Source organism: Clostridium beijerinckii (assembly GCF_018223745.1).
Taxonomy (GTDB): domain Bacteria; phylum Bacillota; class Clostridia; order Clostridiales; family Clostridiaceae; genus Clostridium; species Clostridium beijerinckii.
Map to the genome: position 1 here is coordinate 2,880,088 of NZ_CP073653.1, position 18,858 is coordinate 2,898,945.

Consider the following 18,858-nt stretch of genomic DNA (forward strand, 5'->3'; position numbering starts at 1 on the left):
AGAAATTTAGTAGAATTCCATTCTACTAAATTTACTTACATATATTTTGAGATAGAAATTTTCCTATTATAAAGATTTATCTAGTTTTATATGATAGAATTAGATAAATATAGAAAGAATTAAGGAGGACAAGTTATAAAAAAGTTATTATTATTTTATTAATATATAATACATTGTTATTGTAAACTACTAAAAATATTTATTTGTAATACGGAAGGATAGATAAAATGTCGATAAACAGAAGTGCACCAGAAAATTTTTATTATGACAATGCGGAGAAAACTAATAAAAATTTTATTTATAAAAATCTTAAAAGAAGTAAATGTTATAACTGTAATTTTTCAAACTCAAATTTTGATTTTGCTAGCTTAAGAGGGGCTCATTTTAAGAAGTGTAATTTTTTTAGATGTAGTTTTAAAGGAGCAGAGTTTATAGGGTCGAATTTAAAAGGATGTAAGTTTAGAGAAGCTAAATTTGAAGACACAGTATTTGAAGGAGCAAATTTAGATGGAGTAAATTTTGAAGATGCTAAATTCAAAAACACAATATTTGTAAACTGTGATGTGACTAAGGCTAAGAATATAAGTGAAGATAACAAGAACATCAGAATTTTTGATACAATGCCAGAAGTTGAAATAAGCGATGAATTAGAAAAGTTGATTTCAAATGTGATGGAAAATGAATTTATAAAAAAATCAAGGGTTTTTGATACTAAAGATGGAAAAATAAATACGTTATCTTTATTAATTCTAAAAGAAAAATTTGATGAATCAACACTTTTAGAAGGTCTACATTATATTAGATATGAGATTGATAGAGATTTTTATACATTAAGTTATGTTATTAGGCTTATAGAAAATATGTAAATGGTAGAAAAGGAGTATTTCGTTTTAAATGAAAGCTCCTTTTTTGAATTCTTAAAAAAGGAGTTAATAATAATAATAGATATGCAAAAATACTTTTTTTATGAACCTATTATTTTGCAATTAATATATATTTATTGAATATCTATATAGTAATAAAAAATGATGATGTTATTATTTTTGAAGGAAGAATATAGATGGAAAAAAATAATTTAATTAAACTAAAATATAATAAATCTTCAAAAAAAGTAAATTCAAATAATTTCAAGATATATACTCCTGAAATGATAGAAAAGTATAAGGATTGCCAAAGAAGATTATTAAAAATTAATGAGGATAAAGTCAAGGCAAAATTCCTGCTATATAGAAAGATTTATAATTACTATTCTCAAGAAAGTTATCTAGATATTAGCATTGAAAGAATTTATATTAAATCGAAGTTAGACTCATATACCTTTGGAGGATGTGGAATAGGTGCATCAATTTTAGCAGGATTAACAGCAAGTGGCATTTTTTCTTATATAGATAATTATATAAAGAAACTTAGTCCGACTTTCTTGGGTATATATATTGTATTGATTTTAGTATTTGGGCTCAAAATTCTTTCAAATGAAGATAGTAAGGTAGAAATGTATAATATGTTTTTAGAAGTATTAAATAATCTAGAATATGATAAAAATGAAAAATGAGGATAATTAAAATAAGGATAAAAGTCTACAATAGTGCACAATATATTCTTGTAGAAAGGAAGTGTTTATAATGAGTAATGAATCAAAATCAAAATCAAACAATCTTCAAAACTTTTCTAGTACAGGTGGCACTAGTGATTCTAATTTATCTAGCAAAGAAGAACTTAGAGAACAAAAAAGTGCAGGGTGTAATCAATGGGATTCTGTACCACGTACTTATGACAAAGAAGAGTCTACACATAAACATGAAAAAACTGCTACTAATAATCAATGGACATCTACATCTAAGTAAGAATTTACTGTAATAAATACTACTTTAAATAAAGAGGGAGTGGATATTATGAGTGAAGAAAATAAAAAACGTGAGTCTGATAAAATGAATGATGGTTATTATGATTATCAAGGTGGATATATTTCTTATGACCCTGAAGTTTTAACAGAGCATTATACTGTAAAAGGATTTGAAGGTAAAATAAAAGATAAGCAATTATCAAATAGTAAATGGTGTTAATGAATAAAAATATAAATTAAGTATATATATTAATATAAAATACTTAAAGTTTCCTTCATATAGATTTGCTGTTACCTATATGAAGGAAACGATTTTTATGAATCATACTATTATCAATAAACTACGATATTATATTTTTAATTACTTAAACTTTTAAATTGAAAATATCCTAATATATATTTATTTATATATTATTCTATATATTAACACATTGTTTAAGTCTATCAAAAGTTGACTATAATTTTTGTAAGATTTATAATTTATTTATTAAAGGGGAAATGAGGAATTTTTATGGTTTTTTTAGAAAAATTATCTTTATTCAATATGAATCATTTCAGGAGATTATATAATAGGAGTGAAGATGCATATTCGTGCGATAAAAGCTTTTTTGAAATTTATAATGATGAATCTTTTATAGTAAAATATATAATTCGTAAACAAATTAGACTTTTTAGAGTTAATAGTGAATATGTGGGATATATATGGTACGAATATCCTTCGTATAATGGTTTTAGTAATATATATTCTATATATTTGAAAGATGAATATATACATTTAATTAATTCTAAAATCTTATCATTTTTTAATGCTAGTGCCTTCAGATTCGATATGTTAGCAAACTCAAAGGCTTCTTTTATAATGAAAAAATTAAATTTTGATGTTAATTCTAATAACATTTTAATGAAGATAAGGACAAGCAATATTAAAAATAATTTTTGTGAAAATAGAATATTTTTTAAACACTTTAAAGAAGGACAAGATGAAGAATTAAGATGCAGAATTCAAAATTCGGTTTTTAATGAAAAAAATAGAGTTCCTTTAACGATTGAAGATATATATAGGGAAGAAGAGGAAGACTATTATATAAAAGATTTTGGTGTTTTTATATGTAACAATAATGGACAAGTTGTCGGATATGGTCAAATTATTTTCAATAGAGGATTTTATACTATTGTTAATTTAGGAATATTAGAAGAGTACAGAAAACATGGGTATGGAGAGTTATTGGTTAGATATCTTATAGATTTATGTTATAGAAATTCTATAAAAACTGTTTATATAAGAGTAGAAAAGAATAATTTAAAAGCCTTATCTTTGTACACTAAAATTGGATTTAGGGAATATCAATCTTTTATTAGTTGGTATAAAAAAATTAATTAATTAGCGTTAGGAGTTGTCTATGAGTATAACTCCTTTAATTATGCATAATTATAGTCTTTTATTTAGAATTATTATTTGTTATAATACTATAGAAATTGTAATTTATACGGAGGAACAATAATGAACTTTGATATAGAAAAACTAGATAGCCAAATGGCTAGTGATGAAAAAAAATTATTCTTTATACAAACTTATGGTTGTCAAATGAATGAAGAAGATTCAGAGAAACTTTCAGGTATGCTTAAAAGGATGGGGTATGAAAATACTGAGAATAGAGATGAAGCATCTATAATTATATTTAATACCTGCTGTGTTAGAGAAAATGCAGAAAATAAGGTTTTTGGAAATCTTGGCGCTTTAAAAAAGCAAAAGGAAAAGAATCCTGATTTAGTTATTGGAATATGTGGATGTATGATGCAGCAAAAAGGGATGGCTGACGATATATTAAAGAGATTTCCATATGTAAACATAATATTTGGAACTCATAACTCGTATAAGTTTCCTGAATATTTAAATAGAGTTAAAACAGAAGGTGTTCAAATTAAAGAGATTATTGATAAGGAAACTGAAATAGTAGAGGGGATACCTATAGATCGAAAAAGCGATATTAAGGGCTTTGTAACTATTATGTATGGGTGTAATAACTTTTGTACATATTGTATAGTTCCTTATGTTAGAGGTAGAGAAAGAAGTAGAAAGCCAGAAGATATAGTAAATGAAATAAAAGATATGGTAACAAGAGGGTATAAGGAAGTAACTCTTTTAGGACAAAATGTTAATTCATATGGAAAAGGATTGGAAGAAAATATTACTTTTGCAGACCTTCTAAGAAAAGTTAATGAAATAGAGGGACTTGAAAGAATTAGATTTATGACTTCTCATCCAAAAGATTTAACTTTAGATGTTGTATATGCTATAAGAGATTGTGATAAAGTATGCGAGCAAATTCATTTACCAGTGCAAAGTGGTTCTGATAGAATTTTAAAAGAAATGAATAGACATTATACAAAGGAACAATACATCACGTTAGCAAAAAAGATAAGAGCTGAAATTCCAGATGTAACATTTTCTACTGATATAATCGTTGGTTTCCCTGGAGAAACTGAAGAAGATTTTAGTGAAACATTAGAGCTAGCTAAAGAAGTTCGATATGATGCTGCTTTCACATTTATTTATTCGAGAAGAAATCATACTCCGGCGGATAAAATGGAGAATCAGATACCAGATGAAATTAAACATGAACGTTTCAACAGATTAGTTGAGATAGTTAATACGGGCATAGCTAAAGGAAATAAGGATGCAGAAGGAAAGATATATGAAGTCTTAGTTGAAGGTTATAGCAAAAATGATGAAGCAAAACTAACAGGTAGAACGAGGAATGGAAGACTAGTTAACTTTGAGGGTGGGGAAGACCTAATAGGGAAATTGGTTAATGTAAAAATAATTAAAGCTAATTCGTTCTCTTTAATTGGAGAAGTTGAAAAGTAAAAAATAAATTTATGATTTAAATAAAATGAATTTAAAATAGTCTGTATAGATTCTTAATAGGAGAGGTGTTATAACTTTCCCTAATGATCATACAGACTATTTTCTTTAGTTGGTTAAAATAAAAAAATATAAGTAGATACGAACATTTGTTCTGTAAAATATAAGAATTAATTTGTTATTTTTTTAAATATATAGATAAACAGCTTAAGGATTAGATTTATTAGATGAATATATTTTCAAATTTACTAAGACTTTAAGTTTGTATATTCACAAGAAATCATAAATATATTTGTGGAGAAAACCTTTGAAAATGAGCTTTTAAAGGTTCTTAGCTGTAGGTCGTTCCAGCTTAGCTTGTCAAACTGAAAGTTGGAACGTGCTAAAGTGGCTACAACCTGCTGCTTAGAACCTTAAGCGATATTTTCATAGCTTTTCGGAACAAAATATTTATGATTTCGGTAAGTTATCACATAAATTTAGTTTTAGAGTTGGATATCTATAAAGAACTTATCTTTTGATTGTGACAATTGTTTAATTAGTTTTTGATTATATCTACAAATGAACATTCTATTGCTTTTTTTAGATCATTTGGATTCATTTCTATTTGAGAACCTATTTTTCCTCCGCTAAATACAATTGTATCAAATAATAATGCGTTTTCTTGAATAAAAGTTTTAAATATTTTTTTCATACCGAGTGGGGAACAGCCACCTCTAATGTATCCTGTTACTTTGTTTATATCTTTAACATGAATCATTTCTATATTTTTTTCGCCTGCGATTTTGCTGGCTTTTTTCATATCTAATTCTTCAGCAACTGGAATAACAAAAACATAAAATTCTTTAGAATGACCTTGAGTTACTAAAGTTTTAAAAACTTGATTAACGTCTTTTTCTATTTTGTGTGCAACTGCAACACCATCTATCTTACCATCATTATTTTCGTAGCTGTGAGTTATGTAATTTATTTTATTATTATCTAGAATTCTCATAGCATTAGTTTTTCCTTTTCCTTGAGCCATAATTTCAACATTCCTCCGTAAGTTTTAGTTTATATTCATTACTAATGATTAATAACATTGTTTATTTAAATTATATCATAAAAGCAGATATAGTTTTTTATTTTGAGATTATTTCTATATGTGAATTTTAGATACAAAAATTATCTTAATTTGATCAAAAACTGAGTTTGGTTATTATGAATTTGAACTTTCGTTAAATGTATAAAATATAGTATTGAATAACGTTCGAATTTATTTTTTTATCAGAATCGAATGCTATTTAATGGAGATATAATCGTAAAATTGCGAGAGAAAACAGTACAGTGATAATTATTATCAATATGTAAATAAAAGAAAAAATTGATAGTGTTTAAAATTAATGTTTTTTTATATGAAAAATAATTTGTTTTTTATTTCAAATAAGATTAAAAAATATTCTTTTAGAATTTATGATTGAAGTTATAAATTTGGATTGAGTTTTAATAACCTATGATATTTGAAGAACTGAATTATAAAAGTCTATTATAAAGTATTGATTATAAATGGCTTTTAATAAGAAAGCACAGGGATAATTCTGATATTCATTTAAATGCAAAGACTAAAATTATAATAAAATCAACTAAATTATTATAAAAATAGCTAATAATTATTTCGCTAAATATACATTTAGCGAAATAATTGCATAAATTTATGATATTTGATATAATATTTTTAACTTAGTATAAAATTACTTTATTAGAATAAATTTTATCAATGATAATTTAAATTATTAGTATTGTAACTTAATTAATAAGAAATTTATAAATGTTGCAGGTGAAAAAATGAAATACGATATTCAGGTTCTTAAGAATAATAATCTTCCAGAAAGTTTAGTTGATTTTTTAAATTATTTAGAAACGATTAAAAGTACATCTATAAACACAATTGATGGGTATAGAATAGATTTGACTATATTTTTTAGATTTATGATGATTTATAAAGGGAAAGTAAATTCTGACTCTGTTGAGTTTGAAGATATAGATATAAGCGTTATTGATGATGAGTTTTTAAGAGGTATAAAACTTAGAGATTTGTATGCGTTCCTTTCTTTCACAGAGAAATATAGAGATAACAGTTCATATGCTAGAGCTAGAAAAGTTGCTACTCTAAAGTCTTTTTTTAAGTTTCTTTTTGGGAAAGCTAAAGTGATCACAGAGAATCCGGCTTTAGAGTTGGAATCGCCCAAAATAAATAAGCGTCATCCTGTATACCTTACCCTAAATCAAAGCATCCATCTATTAGAATCATTAAACAAAAATGATAAAAATTACTCCAGAGACTATTGTATTTTGATGTTCTTTCTGAATTGCGGAATGAGGCTTTCGGAACTTTGCAGTATTCAAATTGATAAAATCAGAGATGATACTCTTACTATCATAGGTAAAGGAAATAAAGAAAGAACTGTTTATTTAAATGACGCATGCCTTAAAGCTTTAGCAAATTATTTAAATGTTCGAGATGACTCTAAGGCTTTATCGGAAAATAAAAAGTTTTTATTTTTATCATCTAGAAATGTTCCTATAAATAAACGTACGGTTGAGATAATGATAAAAAAACATATAACGAATGCTGGGTTAACTGATGATAAATATACTCCACACAAGTTGAGGCACACTGCTGCAACTCTTATGTATAAGTACGGAAACGTAGATATAAGAAGTTTGCAAAGTATATTGGGTCATACAAATATTTCGACTACTCAAATTTATACGCATGTTGATGATGATTCGTTGAGAGATGCTGTAAAATCAAACCCTCTTTCAAAATTGTAAAGTTTTATTATTAAAATTTATAATAAAAGATTTCTACTACTCTCCTACTATGCTTTGGTATTGTTTAAATTAAAAAAATAAAAGGTTACTTTATTTTCTATCGTAACCTTTTTGTGCTTAATATAAATATTTTTAGTGTTGTGGTCTTAGTGTGTTTCCGTACATTTTTCCAAACTCGTCAACATATGCAGGTTCTTTTCCTTCATAAACGATAAGAGTATTTCCCTTTCTATAATAATAAGGACTCGCATTGTTATTTGCATTATTGCTACTAGCATTCATTCCATTTGGTACGATTCTATTGATGGCCCATTCTAGCTCTGTTGGAGAATTATACTCGTATATTCTAACTACATCTCCACCTAATAAATAATCTGTTTCATTTCCTTTAAAATAATCATTTTTATTAGTGTTAGTTGATTCTTTAATATCATATCCGGCATTTGTGAAATCGTTTTTAAAATCAGCGGCTCTGTATGTTGTATCATTAGTAGTTAGACCTGTTCTATCCCTCGTAGTATCTGAAGTCGATCCGGCTACATTGTTTTGATTAGTATCCCCTACTGCATTATTTTGATTGGTATTCCCTCCTACAGTTCCATTTCCTGCTGCGCCTTGCATATTTCCGCTAGTTCCACCTTGCATGTTTCCGTCAGTACCATTTTGAGCATTATTAGCGCCAGTACCTGTTCCATCTACACTTCCACTTCTAATGCCATCGTTTGTTATGTCGTTTTGTCTAGTGACATCATTATTTGTTCTTGTACCACACCCAAACAAAGATATTGAAACCAAAAGAATTGCTGTCAAATTCAACGCTAAAATAGATTTTCGCTTCATAATAATTCATCCTTTCTTGTGAAATCTTCTACGAAATTATTATGTGAAATAAAGCGAAAATCTATGCATTTCTTTATTGTAGTCTACAAGCTTCTTTTATTCAATTGATTTTTTTAATCTTCTAACTCCAGGATATACTTCTTCTGTCATTTCATCGAGGATCAGATCATCATCTAAACTGATCTCATCTAAATATTCAATATGATCAAAAGCATCTTCGTAAGCGCTGTCTTCAAGATTAAAGTCATTTACGTCAATGTCATTTGATGTTTTTGCAAACTTATTATATATAGATTTTAAATCTAATTTATCTTCGTTAATTTCATGTAATTCATCTTCACTTAAGGATGCTTTTAAGTCATTTAAAAATTCTTCTTCTAGTAATTCGTTCTCTTCTTGTGTTTTCGCAATGTCTTCTATTTTAATGGCTTTTGTATCTATGCCGTTGATTTGCAAACACTTACCACAATTATCACATATTTTATTTTCATAGATATCGCAATAATCATCATCAGTATATTTATATGTCATTTAAAACACCTCATTTTTTTATTATGGAAACTTAATTATACCAAAAACAATAAATTAAATCAAATTTTTTATCGAAGATAGAATATCAAATAAAGAATAAGATAATTTAACGTAGATAAATTATTAAATTCAATCTAATTATTTAATCTAAATTATATCATTCCATTCTATATATTTACTAAGTATAACAACAGCCTTTTCTAGGTAAGTCTTTTCTACTTCAGTAAATCTTTCGAATTCTTCACTATCCAAGTCTAAAACTCCAATAAGATTTCCTTCTTTAATTATAGGAATGACTATTTCTGAATTTGAGGCAGCATCACACGCTATATGTCCCTCGAAATTATGTACATCTTTAACAAGTAAAGTTTCTTTTTCTAATGCAGCTTTTCCGCAAACACCCTTCCCTATTTCAATTTTTGTACAAGCAGGCATTCCTTGGAACGGCCCTAATACAAGAGTATTATTTTTAACCAAATAGAATCCACACCAATTTATTCGATCTATAAGTGCATTAATTAATGCTGATGCATTACAAAGCTTTGTTATTGGAGAATCTTCATCTCCTTGAATCAAACCTTCAAGCATTATAAGCATGTTGTCTAATTTACTTTCTGTACTCATGCCTTCAAAAATTTTAATATCAAACATATTTACTACCGCCTCACTTTGAAACTATCGTCCCAAAAAAAATTTTATAACTTTAGTTATTCTACTATAAAATAATACTACCATTTTTAATTAATTGGAATACTTAGTTAATATATTGTATTCCAATTTAGTGTTGTATCTAAACCAAATACATACTACCTATAAACACTTTAGAACACAAGTTTGCTATGTTATATAGTATATGTTATAATTATTAGAAGAATAGTGAGGTGTTTGTAATGTCAGACGAAAAAGATAAGCAATCAGAGATATATGAATTTTTAAAAAGTTATACAGAGAGCAAAGGTTATCCGCCTTCAGTAAGAGAAATTTGCGAAGCAGTCTCTTTAAGGTCAACTTCAACTGTTCATGGACATTTAAAAAGATTAGAAAAAAAGGGAATGATTAAAAGAGATCCTTCTAAACCAAGGGCTTTAGAAATAGCAGAACTTTCAATGCCGAAAAAAGAAATGATTAACATTCCTATTATAGGCAAAATTACAGCAGGTTCTCCAATACTTGCAACTGAAAACATAGAAGACACATTTACGCTTCCGTTGGATTTTATAAAACATGATAGAGAATTGTTTATGCTGCGTGTTTCTGGCGAAAGCATGGTTAATGCAGGTATTAGAGATAATGATTTAGCTATTATAGAAAGTGCACAAGCAGCCATAAATGGTGATATAGTAGTAGCTTTAATAGAAGATAGTGCTACAATAAAAAGATTTTTTAAAGAAAAAGACCATATTAGACTTCAACCAGAAAATGATGCTATGGATCCTATAATAGTAGATGATTGCATGATTTTAGGAAAACTTGTAGGTATATTCAGATCATTTTAAACAAATTACTTTGTTATTGATTTCGAAATTATATTATAAGATAGTAAATTAATAGACTATTAAATTTTATGATCTATAAAATTTAATAGTCTATTTTAAATTTAATCCCTACTTACATATTGGGAAGCTAGTGATAAATTTGTGATATTATCTATCTACTTCTAACACTTTGCTTAAACCAATAAGTATTCCAATTTTTCCGTGATCAAAGTTTAATCCACCTTGAATATATGCTATATATGGCTCTCTAACCGGTCCATCAGCTGATAATTCGATTGTTGAACCTGAGATAAATGAGCCAGCAGCCATTACAATTTCACTATCATATCCAGGCATTGCCCATGGCTCACACACTGCAAATGCATCTATAGGAGATCCGGCTTGAATACCACTACAAAAATTAATTAATTTTTTAGCATCGCCAAATTCAATTGCTTGAATTATATCAGTTCTTTTATCTGTTGATGAAGGAAATACCTTAAATCCTGCAATTTCCATTACACGAGCGCAGAATATTGCTGTTTTTACAGCTTCTATGGCTACGTGAGGAGCGGAGAACAATCCTTGATATAAACTTCTCATAAGTCCATATGTAGCGCCATATTCGCCTCCTACACCTGGTACAGTCATTCTGTTAGCAGCTGCATCAACATACTGTCTCTTTCCAACGATATATCCTCCACCTGGAGCAATACCTCCACCTATATTCTTCATAAGTGATCCAGCCATTATATCTGCACCATATTCTGTAGGTTCTACAGGTTCAATAAATTCTCCATAACAATTATCTACAAATATAATTACATCTTCTCGTATTTCTCTTATATGTCTAATAACTTCAGCTATTTCAGAAACTAGAAAAGATTTTCTTGAAGCATAACCAGTGCTTCTTTGAATATGTATAAGTCTAATACTTGGATCATTTCTCAATGCTTCTTGAATTTTATCAAATTGAAATTTACCTTTATTATCTAAATCTACTATATCGGTTTTAATTCCATATTGATCTAATGAACCGGCGTTTTTCTTCTCTGATAGTCCAAGAACCCCAAGCAAAGTATCATAAGGAAGTCCTGAAACACATAAGATCTTATCTCCAGGCCTAACATTACCCGCAATAGCGCATCCAATAGCGTGTGTACCACTAACAAAATGTGGACGGACAAGTCCGGCTTCAGTATTAAAGATATTAGCATATACTTTATCTAATGAGTCACGCCCTAAATCATCAAGTCCATAACCTGTAGTATTTGTAAAGTGAGAGTCGCTAATTTTTTCTAATTGAAATGCTTTCAGTACTTTAAGTTGATTAAATTCTCTAATTTCATCATATTCTTTAAATTGAGCTTCAGTATCAGATAAAGCCTGTCTATATATTTCAAATGTCCTTTCGCTAATATTATAATTCTTAATTAAAAATTCTTCTGTCTTTTTTAACATATCTAAGTCTCATCCTCCAAAGTTTAGAAATACTCAAAAATAAATAGGCAAAAATGCCTATTTACTAAGTAGTTTCGTATTCGTTATCTGCAAATAAAATTGGTTTAGTTGGCGTTATAGTTGATATTGCATGCTTATATATAAGCATTTGCTTATTATCGCAATCCAAAATAACAGTGAAATTATCAAAACCCTTTACAGTACCTTTTAACTGAAATCCATTTACTAAGTGTATTATTATTTGTATTTTATTTTTTCTCGCATTATTTAGAAATATATCTTGTAGGTTGTTTTGTTGCTTATTGACCAAAATATAACACCTCCATAAGTGATTTTATTACTAATATTATAACGCTAGTTCTTTATTATGTCATTAATAACTTTATCTAAAATTTCATCATCACTCATAATATCCTTGTCTAAAAATATACATCTTTTATCACGTCTAAACCATGTAAGTTGCCTTTTAGCATAATTTCGAGATCCTTGTTTTATCATATCTATTGCTTTATCTAGAGTTATTTTACCTTCTAGATAATATAATATCTCTTTGTATCCTATCCCCTGCATAGATTGAATATCTGAATTATATCCCATTTCTTTTAATCTTATGCATTCATTTAGCAAGCCCTTTTCCATCATTAAATCAACTCTTTTATTGATTCTATCATATAATTTTTCTCTATTCATAGTTAGTACGTAATAATATACATCATATTCACTATTGTAAAAATCCAATCCAACATTATATGAGCTAAAAGGCTTATTAGTAAGTTTAAAAACCTCTAACGCTCTGATAACTCTTTTTCTATTGTTAGCATGAATTTCTTTGTAACTTATAGGATCAATATCTTTAAGCATTTCATGTATATATTCATTACCCTTTTCTAATGCTAAATTTTCTAGATATTCTCTATAAATTTCATCTTTTTCTGCTTCTGTAAAGGTCATATTGCAAGTTAATGAATTAATATATAAACCCGTTCCTCCTGATATTATTGGGAATTTTCCGTTACATATAATTTTTTCTAATGCTTCTTCACCTAGTTGCTTAAAATCTGCTACTGAAAAAGGAGTATCAGGTTCTATTGCATCAATTAAATGATGCTTTATCCCGTTCATTTCATCTTTAGTTACTTTTGCAGAACCTATATCCATATATTTATAGATTTGCATAGAATCAGCTGAAATAATTTCTCCATTTAAATTTTTGGCTAATTTTATTGAAAGATCAGTTTTTCCTACTGCAGTAGGGCCACCAATAACTAATAATTTTTGCTTCATTATTTTATCCCTTCGTTAATAATTTTAAAGTTTATATTCATTTAGAATAATATAAAAGCATTATATTATTCTTTTAAATTTCTTATCAATGTCTATACTTGTAAATTTTATTATTACAGGCCTACCGTGTGGACAGTGAAAAGGATCATCTATATATCTTAAATCTTCAATTAATTTAATCATCTCATTCATTTCTAATTTATCATTTCCTTTAATAGCTGCTTTACATGCTTTAGTTGCAATAGCATTATGTTTTACTTCACTTGTTTTGCCGTTTCCTAAATTTTTTAAATTATCAAGTATATCTAGGAACAAGTTTTTAGGATTAAGTCGTCCTAAGAAGTACGGAACTTCTTTTAAAGATAATGAACTTCCACCAAACTCTTCTAATAAAAAACCAGCTTCTCTAAATATGTCTTTATTCTCTTCAAAATAAGAATAATCATCAATACTCAAGTCAATTATACTTGGAACAATAAGAGGTTGAATTATAATAGTACCTTCTTCAATTTCTTTAAGATATTTTTCAAATAATATTTTTTCATGAGCAGCATGCTGATCAATCATGTATAAGGTACCGTCATACTCTCCTAATATATAAGTTTTATTATATTGACCTATTATAGTAATTGGTGGAAACTTAGCAATAGGATTTGGCTTAATATTTTCGTATTTGTTTTCTGTAATTACGTTTTCTATAGGTTCAGAATTAGATTTTATTTCATCTTCTGCATTATCATTATACTCATCCACCAAATTTTCTATATATGAATTAGGTTTAAGATCTACAGGAATACTTATAGGCTCTTCATTTTCCTTGTTATAATCAGTGCTTTCCTCAACTATTGTTTTATTAATATTATTCAAGCTTGGATCATATACACTTTTAAAGCTACTCTCGTTATTAGCCTTAAGGTCTTTTCCTTGAGACATTAAAGTCTTTGCTGCAGAACTTGCAAATTTAACCTTTTCTTCTTCTTCTTTTATTTTAAAAGTAATCTCCTCAAATGTTGGTAGTGGTTCTTTTTTTGTATTTTCTTCTTCTTTTATCGCAAAAGTCTCAAAAACTTCATTTTTTAATGCAGTATGAACTGCTCCAAAAATCTTTTTGAATATCATTCTTTCATCATTAAATTTTATTTCAGCCTTTGTTGGATGAATATTAACATCTACATATTCAGGATATACTTCTATAAATAATATAAAGAACGGAAATTTATTTACTGTTGAAAATGACTTAAATGCTTGCTCTACAGCTATTGCTAACGCCCTATTTTTTATGTATCTTCTATTTACGAAAATACTTTGATTATTTCTTGATCCTCTAGCTATTTCCTCAGTTCCTACATAACCATAAACAGTTATTAAATCGGAACTATCACTAAAGTAAAGTATATTATCTGTTATAGACTTACCATATATAGTTCTTATTACATCCTTAAGATCTCCATTACCAAAGGTATGTAATACTTTTTTATGATTGTTATACAATTTAAAACTTATTTTAGGATTTGCAAGTGATAATCTTGTTACTATATCATTTATTAATGAACTCTCTTTTGATACAGATTTTAAGAACTTCTTCCTAGCAGGAACATTAAAGAATAGATCTTGCACTTCTAGTATGGTACCTTTATTTATTCCACACTCTGTTACTTCTGATGCTTTACCGCCTTCAATAGATATTTCATACCCAAAGGCTTCTTCATCCTGCTTAGACTTTAAATTAACTTTACCTACAGATGCTATAGATGGCAGTGCTTCTCCTCTGAATCCAAGAGTATGTATATTATAAATATCTTCTGACGCTTGTATCTTGCTTGTAGCATGCGGAAGAAATGCTTTCGCTATATCATCTTTATAGATTCCGTCTCCATCATCTATTATTCTAATAAGAGAAATTCCACCTTCTTCTATTTCAATGATTATGTTTTTAGAATTTGCATCAATTGAATTTTCAATCAACTCTTTGACTACTGACGCTGGTCTTTCTACAACTTCTCCTGCTGCAATTTTATTTGCTGTGTCTTCATTTAATATATTTATTCTCTTCAAGATGTCCTTTCCTCCTTTCAATGCTTATGGGCGTAAAATGCAAATGAGAAAATCACTTCCCAATAAGCCTTCCTAATGAACACATGAACTTATTTCTAATACATTGTTATTATTACATACTTGTTTAATATATTCAATAATATTGAAATACTGGTATAGGAATGAGTTATAATTCGAATATATCTTTTTAACTATGCTTTTTATTTTATACTCTAAATGATTTTAGTATTTCTATTAATATTTCCATTAGAACAAGATTATATTTAATTTACATATAAGTAACAATCTAAACACAAAATATATTTACAATAAATAATATTTGCTGTTAATATGGTTAAGCTAATATTAGAAATTAAATATTTTCTATAAGGAGGCTTTAATATGAATGATAAAGATTTTTATAATTCAAATAAAAGTGTATCTGATCCAGCATCACAAAATTATAATAAGGTAGTAAAAGAAAAAGCACATCAAGAAAGTCCATTTGGGGAAGCTGAGCCTTCTTCTCATACTGAATTTAAAAAGAAAAGACACTAAAATCATAAATCCACGACAAAAATTAAATAATGTCGTGGATTTATGGATTTTAAATTAAATTATCATCTTTCAACAGATTATATAATGTAGGATTAAAATTAAATTGACCAATTAAATTTTCAACTTCTAATAACGCTTTTTCTTTTTTATCCTTAGATATATTAGACTTAGAGGCTCTAATCAATATGTTTTTAGGAGAATGTGCAATATCAATAAATTCTAAAAGTTGTGTTTTGTATCCTATGCTTTCTAAAAGGTTAGCTCTAACAGAATCAGTCATAAGTGCTGCAATTCTTTCTTGAACTATTCCATACTTTGTTAGTATTGACAGTGAATCTGTCTTCATTTGGGCGTTAAATTCATGCTGACAACAAGGGACAGAGAATATTAATTTGGCATTCCATTTTATAGCATTATATAATGCGTAATCAGTAGCAGTATCACATGCATGTAATGTTATTACCATATCAACTTTATTATTATATTTAAATCCATTTATATCTCCAAGTTCAAAGTGTAAATTTTCATAGTTATAACTTTGGGCTATATCATTACATTTTTTTATAACATCGGCTTTAAGATCTAATCCAATCATCTTTACTTTAATATTCTTTATTTCTACAAGGTAATAATACAATACAAAAGTTAAGTAAGATTTTCCACAACCAAAATCTAAAACAGTAAGTTCTTTATAATCATTTTTCTTGATTTCATCATCAATAATTTCAACAAAACGATTAATTTGCTTGTATTTATCATACTTTGAGTTAACTACTTTTCCCTCTTTTGTAAATACACCTAAATCTATTAATGGATCAATAATCATACCCTCTTTTAATATATAATTTTTTTCTTTATTATGCGCTTTGCTAAGTGTTTTTTGATTATCACTTTTTTTCTTACTTAATAGAACCTTACCCTTTTTTGATATTTTCACCTCAAAGCTAGCCGAATTTGACCATGCAGAAATTTGCTTATAATTTGGTTCCACATACTCTATAATTCTATCTTCCAAAATATCTGTATCAATGTTTTCATGGAACACTTGCTTATCAGTATATTTTTCTATTTGATAGTACGTTCTTTTATTATTTTCTTTGAGATATATAACTATTTTATTATATTCAAAATTTTTATTTGTTTTATTGCTAATAACTAGCTTTATAACATTGTCTTCTATTATTTCTTTAATCGCTTTTTTTAACTCTTCCATACTTCAACTCACCTTATATTCAATAATCTTGTTTACTAACAGTATTAATATATTAGTTTTTAAACCTATTTTTATATTTTATATTAATTTTATCTATAATACTATGATTATTTATAGATAATTTCAGACTTGAAAATTTTTTAGTTAGGTCAATCTTGCAACTACAGTATACCTTTTTTTAATAATTCCTTGAAAGTATCCCATTCTACAAATTTTCCACCCATACTTTCCAAATGTTTTGTATGCATCTGGCAATCTATAAATATGAAATTTTCGTTTTTTAGTTTTTCTGCAAGCTTTATTAATGCTATTTTAGATGCATTACTTACCTTAGAAAACATACTCTCTCCGAAGAAGCATTTTCCTATTTTGACGCCATATAAGCCTCCCACTAGCTCTCCATTTATGTATGTCTCAACACTCATTGCATAGCCTTTATTAAACAAATTTACATATGCTTCCTTCATATCACTATTAATCCAAGTTCCCTCATTATTTTCTTCTCGTATATCCTTGCAATTACTAATTACACCATAAAAATCTTTGTTGAAAGTTACATGAAACATCTCTTTTTTTATAATTTTCTTCATTGATTTAGAAATTTTAACTTCATCTGGTATTAATATAAATCTTGGCTTGGGACACCACCAAAGAATCGGTTCACCTTCGTTATACCATGGAAATATACCATTACAATAAGCTAATAGCAGTCTTTCTAATGATAAATCTCCTCCAATTGCCAAAAGTCCATCTTTTTCTGAAAGCTCAGGATTAGGAAATAATATCTCATTTGTTAGTCTAAATATAGGCATTATATTCACTTCCTTGTATTTTAATTCTTCTTTTAAATTATTCTATCATATTCTAATACTTAAATAATTCTTTGCAAAAAAATAAGCTTGTAAAAGCTTATTTTTGTTAAAAATGCAAAATACTTTATGATTATAACATTTTATAAAAATCTAACATTGATTCCTTTACCAAGAAGTTGGACGCATTATTGACTTTGGTAAGATTGTATTAGAATCTCCTTTCGCTGAATTAATCTGAGATTGCGTAATGAATAAGCTATCTTTAAGATTAGCACCTCTAATATCTGCATCACGTAAGTCAACTCCAATAAGATCCGCATAACTCAAATCATTTCCTCTAAGATCTGCTGCTATGAGAAATGCCCCTCTTAGGTCCGCGCCTTTAAGATTAATCTTTTTAAGATCTGCACCAATGCAATCCAATCTGCCAGCAATTGTTTTTTTACGTTTTAAGTTAGTTTTACCGTTACCAAGCGCTTTGGCCCTAACAAATTCGCTTGTTTGCCTGAGTAGCGCATTAACATTATCTCTATGCACCTCTATATCTAAAATCATAAGGAGGTCGGGTGCTGATTTAGTAATATCTTCTGTTTCAGTTATTAGATCATTTATTTTATTTTTTATCTTTTCATTAGTTTGAAATGATAAAGCTTGTTTTAGATACCACAACATTTCATGAAGCTGTCTCATAATCAAAAAGACTTCATACATTTTATCGGATAATTCAGGATTTTCTCTCCAATTATGTCCAGCATATGTAATTTGAGCAACCTTTTGTCCAGCACCAAAACAGTCGTAAGTTGTACAACCTTTAAGTCCTTTTTTTCTCAAATCCTTATGAATAGAGCAACCAAAATCTGATTGCAAATTTAAGCAAGGCTTTCCAGCGATTTTATTGTTTGGAAATCCGTCTGAAGCCGAAAAATATAATGCAACACAACAAAAACCAAAGCATTTTTGGCAATTAATTTTTAGATCTTCAAATAATTCTTCTTCAAATGTATTTTCGTTTATATATGTCAAAGTAACTCACCCCGTAATATTATATATAACGCAGTCATAACTTATAGCAAGTAATTTAGTATTAAAATATTGTATTATGTATTTAAAAACTTATGTTCCAACTG

20 protein-coding genes are annotated in these 18,858 nt (G+C 27.7%); 9 read left to right on the forward strand and 11 right to left on the reverse strand.

All coding sequences use genetic code 11. The features are described from left to right. Positions 1 to 227: 227 nt before the first annotated feature. The 6 genes from KEC93_RS13105 to miaB all read left to right on the forward strand — a co-directional run bounded on the left by KEC93_RS13105 (position 228) and on the right by miaB (position 4,712). On the forward strand, positions 228 to 866 hold the full coding sequence (locus tag KEC93_RS13105) for a pentapeptide repeat-containing protein (protein WP_023977070.1): 639 nt from the start codon (positions 228 to 230) through the stop codon (positions 864 to 866). Positions 867 to 1,060: 194 nt separating this feature from the next. Beyond that, a complete protein-coding gene (locus KEC93_RS13110; RefSeq protein ID WP_039770945.1) occupies positions 1,061 to 1,552 on the forward strand; it encodes a hypothetical protein in 492 nt (163 codons plus the stop codon). A 70-nt stretch (positions 1,553 to 1,622) separates the two neighbouring features. Continuing rightward, complete coding sequence (locus KEC93_RS13115) at positions 1,623 to 1,844, forward strand: hypothetical protein (protein ID WP_077869985.1); 222 nt, start codon at positions 1,623 to 1,625, stop codon at positions 1,842 to 1,844. A gap of 48 nt (positions 1,845 to 1,892) precedes the next feature. Next, positions 1,893 to 2,063, forward strand: a complete 171-nt coding sequence (locus KEC93_RS13120) for a hypothetical protein (protein WP_012058764.1) — start codon at positions 1,893 to 1,895, stop codon at positions 2,061 to 2,063. Positions 2,064 to 2,354: 291 nt separating this feature from the next. After that, the gene (locus KEC93_RS13125; RefSeq protein WP_039768923.1) at positions 2,355 to 3,224 is read left to right on the forward strand and encodes a GNAT family N-acetyltransferase; all 870 of its coding nucleotides are present in this window, start codon (positions 2,355 to 2,357) and stop codon (positions 3,222 to 3,224) included. Positions 3,225 to 3,344: 120 nt separating this feature from the next. Next, a complete protein-coding gene (gene miaB / locus KEC93_RS13130) occupies positions 3,345 to 4,712 on the forward strand; it encodes a tRNA (N6-isopentenyl adenosine(37)-C2)-methylthiotransferase MiaB (RefSeq protein WP_012058766.1) in 1,368 nt (455 codons plus the stop codon). 535 nt (positions 4,713 to 5,247) lie between these two features. Here miaB and ybaK read toward each other — a convergent pair. Further along, positions 5,248 to 5,733 carry a Cys-tRNA(Pro) deacylase gene (gene ybaK / locus KEC93_RS13135; RefSeq protein ID WP_023976155.1) on the reverse strand — a complete coding sequence of 162 codons (486 nt, stop codon included), beginning with the start codon at positions 5,731 to 5,733 and terminating at the stop codon, positions 5,248 to 5,250. An 800-nt stretch (positions 5,734 to 6,533) separates the two neighbouring features. Between ybaK and KEC93_RS13140 the strand changes: the two genes are divergently transcribed. Next, positions 6,534 to 7,523: a tyrosine recombinase XerC gene (locus tag KEC93_RS13140; protein WP_077869099.1), complete on the forward strand. Its 990-nt coding sequence runs from the start codon at positions 6,534 to 6,536 to the stop codon at positions 7,521 to 7,523. A 132-nt stretch (positions 7,524 to 7,655) separates the two neighbouring features. Here the strand turns inward: KEC93_RS13140 and KEC93_RS13145 are convergent, their stop codons facing one another. The 3 genes from KEC93_RS13145 to KEC93_RS13155 all read right to left on the reverse strand — a co-directional run bounded on the left by KEC93_RS13145 (position 7,656) and on the right by KEC93_RS13155 (position 9,545). Then, a complete protein-coding gene (locus KEC93_RS13145) occupies positions 7,656 to 8,363 on the reverse strand; it encodes a hypothetical protein (protein ID WP_077869100.1) in 708 nt (235 codons plus the stop codon). A 96-nt stretch (positions 8,364 to 8,459) separates the two neighbouring features. After that, positions 8,460 to 8,894 carry a hypothetical protein gene (locus KEC93_RS13150; protein ID WP_012058770.1) on the reverse strand — a complete coding sequence of 145 codons (435 nt, stop codon included), beginning with the start codon at positions 8,892 to 8,894 and terminating at the stop codon, positions 8,460 to 8,462. 147 nt (positions 8,895 to 9,041) lie between these two features. After that, on the reverse strand, positions 9,042 to 9,545 hold the full coding sequence (locus KEC93_RS13155) for a free L-methionine (R)-S-oxide reductase MsrC (protein ID WP_017211607.1): 504 nt from the start codon (positions 9,543 to 9,545) through the stop codon (positions 9,042 to 9,044). A gap of 239 nt (positions 9,546 to 9,784) precedes the next feature. Here KEC93_RS13155 and lexA point away from each other — a divergent pair, with 239 nt between their 5' ends. After that, positions 9,785 to 10,390: a transcriptional repressor LexA gene (lexA, locus tag KEC93_RS13160; protein WP_039768911.1), complete on the forward strand. Its 606-nt coding sequence runs from the start codon at positions 9,785 to 9,787 to the stop codon at positions 10,388 to 10,390. A gap of 147 nt (positions 10,391 to 10,537) precedes the next feature. Here lexA and KEC93_RS13165 read toward each other — a convergent pair whose 3' ends face one another. The 4 genes from KEC93_RS13165 to mutL all read right to left on the reverse strand — a co-directional run bounded on the left by KEC93_RS13165 (position 10,538) and on the right by mutL (position 15,169). Continuing rightward, positions 10,538 to 11,830, reverse strand: coding sequence for a methionine gamma-lyase family protein (locus tag KEC93_RS13165; RefSeq protein WP_077869101.1), 1,293 nt, complete (start codon positions 11,828 to 11,830; stop codon positions 10,538 to 10,540). A gap of 64 nt (positions 11,831 to 11,894) precedes the next feature. Beyond that, entirely contained in the window at positions 11,895 to 12,140 is a 246-nt protein-coding gene (hfq, locus tag KEC93_RS13170) for an RNA chaperone Hfq (RefSeq protein ID WP_012058774.1), read from the reverse strand. A 44-nt stretch (positions 12,141 to 12,184) separates the two neighbouring features. Continuing rightward, complete coding sequence (gene miaA / locus KEC93_RS13175) at positions 12,185 to 13,114, reverse strand: tRNA (adenosine(37)-N6)-dimethylallyltransferase MiaA (protein ID WP_077869102.1); 930 nt, start codon at positions 13,112 to 13,114, stop codon at positions 12,185 to 12,187. Between the two features lie 60 nt (positions 13,115 to 13,174). Then, positions 13,175 to 15,169: a DNA mismatch repair endonuclease MutL gene (gene mutL / locus KEC93_RS13180; RefSeq protein ID WP_077869103.1), complete on the reverse strand. Its 1,995-nt coding sequence runs from the start codon at positions 15,167 to 15,169 to the stop codon at positions 13,175 to 13,177. Between the two features lie 381 nt (positions 15,170 to 15,550). Between mutL and KEC93_RS13185 the strand changes: the two genes are divergently transcribed. Further along, entirely contained in the window at positions 15,551 to 15,706 is a 156-nt protein-coding gene (locus tag KEC93_RS13185; RefSeq protein WP_172462776.1) for a hypothetical protein, read from the forward strand. A 49-nt stretch (positions 15,707 to 15,755) separates the two neighbouring features. Here the strand turns inward: KEC93_RS13185 and KEC93_RS13190 are convergent, their stop codons facing one another. The 3 genes from KEC93_RS13190 to KEC93_RS13200 all read right to left on the reverse strand — a co-directional run bounded on the left by KEC93_RS13190 (position 15,756) and on the right by KEC93_RS13200 (position 18,754). Beyond that, positions 15,756 to 16,919 carry a class I SAM-dependent methyltransferase gene (locus KEC93_RS13190; protein WP_077869104.1) on the reverse strand — a complete coding sequence of 388 codons (1,164 nt, stop codon included), beginning with the start codon at positions 16,917 to 16,919 and terminating at the stop codon, positions 15,756 to 15,758. 161 nt (positions 16,920 to 17,080) lie between these two features. Continuing rightward, on the reverse strand, positions 17,081 to 17,731 hold the full coding sequence (gene aat, locus KEC93_RS13195) for a leucyl/phenylalanyl-tRNA--protein transferase (protein WP_077869105.1): 651 nt from the start codon (positions 17,729 to 17,731) through the stop codon (positions 17,081 to 17,083). A gap of 165 nt (positions 17,732 to 17,896) precedes the next feature. Continuing rightward, entirely contained in the window at positions 17,897 to 18,754 is an 858-nt protein-coding gene (locus KEC93_RS13200) for a pentapeptide repeat-containing protein (RefSeq protein ID WP_077869106.1), read from the reverse strand. Positions 18,755 to 18,858: the final 104 nt, after the last annotated feature.

Bases quoted from the DNA above. Each gene is read 5' to 3' on its own strand.
- KEC93_RS13105 (WP_023977070.1), top strand. From the start codon at position 228: ATGTCGATAAACAGAAGTGCACCAGAAAATTTTTATTATGACAATGCG.
- KEC93_RS13110 (WP_039770945.1), top strand. From the start codon at position 1,061: ATGGAAAAAAATAATTTAATTAAACTAAAATATAATAAATCTTCAAAA.
- KEC93_RS13115 (WP_077869985.1), top strand. From the start codon at position 1,623: ATGAGTAATGAATCAAAATCAAAATCAAACAATCTTCAAAACTTTTCT.
- KEC93_RS13120 (WP_012058764.1), top strand. From the start codon at position 1,893: ATGAGTGAAGAAAATAAAAAACGTGAGTCTGATAAAATGAATGATGGT.
- KEC93_RS13125 (WP_039768923.1), top strand. From the start codon at position 2,355: ATGGTTTTTTTAGAAAAATTATCTTTATTCAATATGAATCATTTCAGG.
- miaB (WP_012058766.1), top strand. From the start codon at position 3,345: ATGAACTTTGATATAGAAAAACTAGATAGCCAAATGGCTAGTGATGAA.
- ybaK (WP_023976155.1), bottom strand. From the start codon at position 5,733: ATGGCTCAAGGAAAAGGAAAAACTAATGCTATGAGAATTCTAGATAAT.
- KEC93_RS13140 (WP_077869099.1), top strand. From the start codon at position 6,534: ATGAAATACGATATTCAGGTTCTTAAGAATAATAATCTTCCAGAAAGT.
- KEC93_RS13145 (WP_077869100.1), bottom strand. From the start codon at position 8,363: ATGAAGCGAAAATCTATTTTAGCGTTGAATTTGACAGCAATTCTTTTG.
- KEC93_RS13150 (WP_012058770.1), bottom strand. From the start codon at position 8,894: ATGACATATAAATATACTGATGATGATTATTGCGATATCTATGAAAAT.
- KEC93_RS13155 (WP_017211607.1), bottom strand. From the start codon at position 9,545: ATGTTTGATATTAAAATTTTTGAAGGCATGAGTACAGAAAGTAAATTA.
- lexA (WP_039768911.1), top strand. From the start codon at position 9,785: ATGTCAGACGAAAAAGATAAGCAATCAGAGATATATGAATTTTTAAAA.
- KEC93_RS13165 (WP_077869101.1), bottom strand. From the start codon at position 11,830: ATGTTAAAAAAGACAGAAGAATTTTTAATTAAGAATTATAATATTAGC.
- miaA (WP_077869102.1), bottom strand. From the start codon at position 13,114: ATGAAGCAAAAATTATTAGTTATTGGTGGCCCTACTGCAGTAGGAAAA.
- KEC93_RS13185 (WP_172462776.1), top strand. From the start codon at position 15,551: ATGAATGATAAAGATTTTTATAATTCAAATAAAAGTGTATCTGATCCA.
- KEC93_RS13190 (WP_077869104.1), bottom strand. From the start codon at position 16,919: ATGGAAGAGTTAAAAAAAGCGATTAAAGAAATAATAGAAGACAATGTT.
- aat (WP_077869105.1), bottom strand. From the start codon at position 17,731: ATGCCTATATTTAGACTAACAAATGAGATATTATTTCCTAATCCTGAG.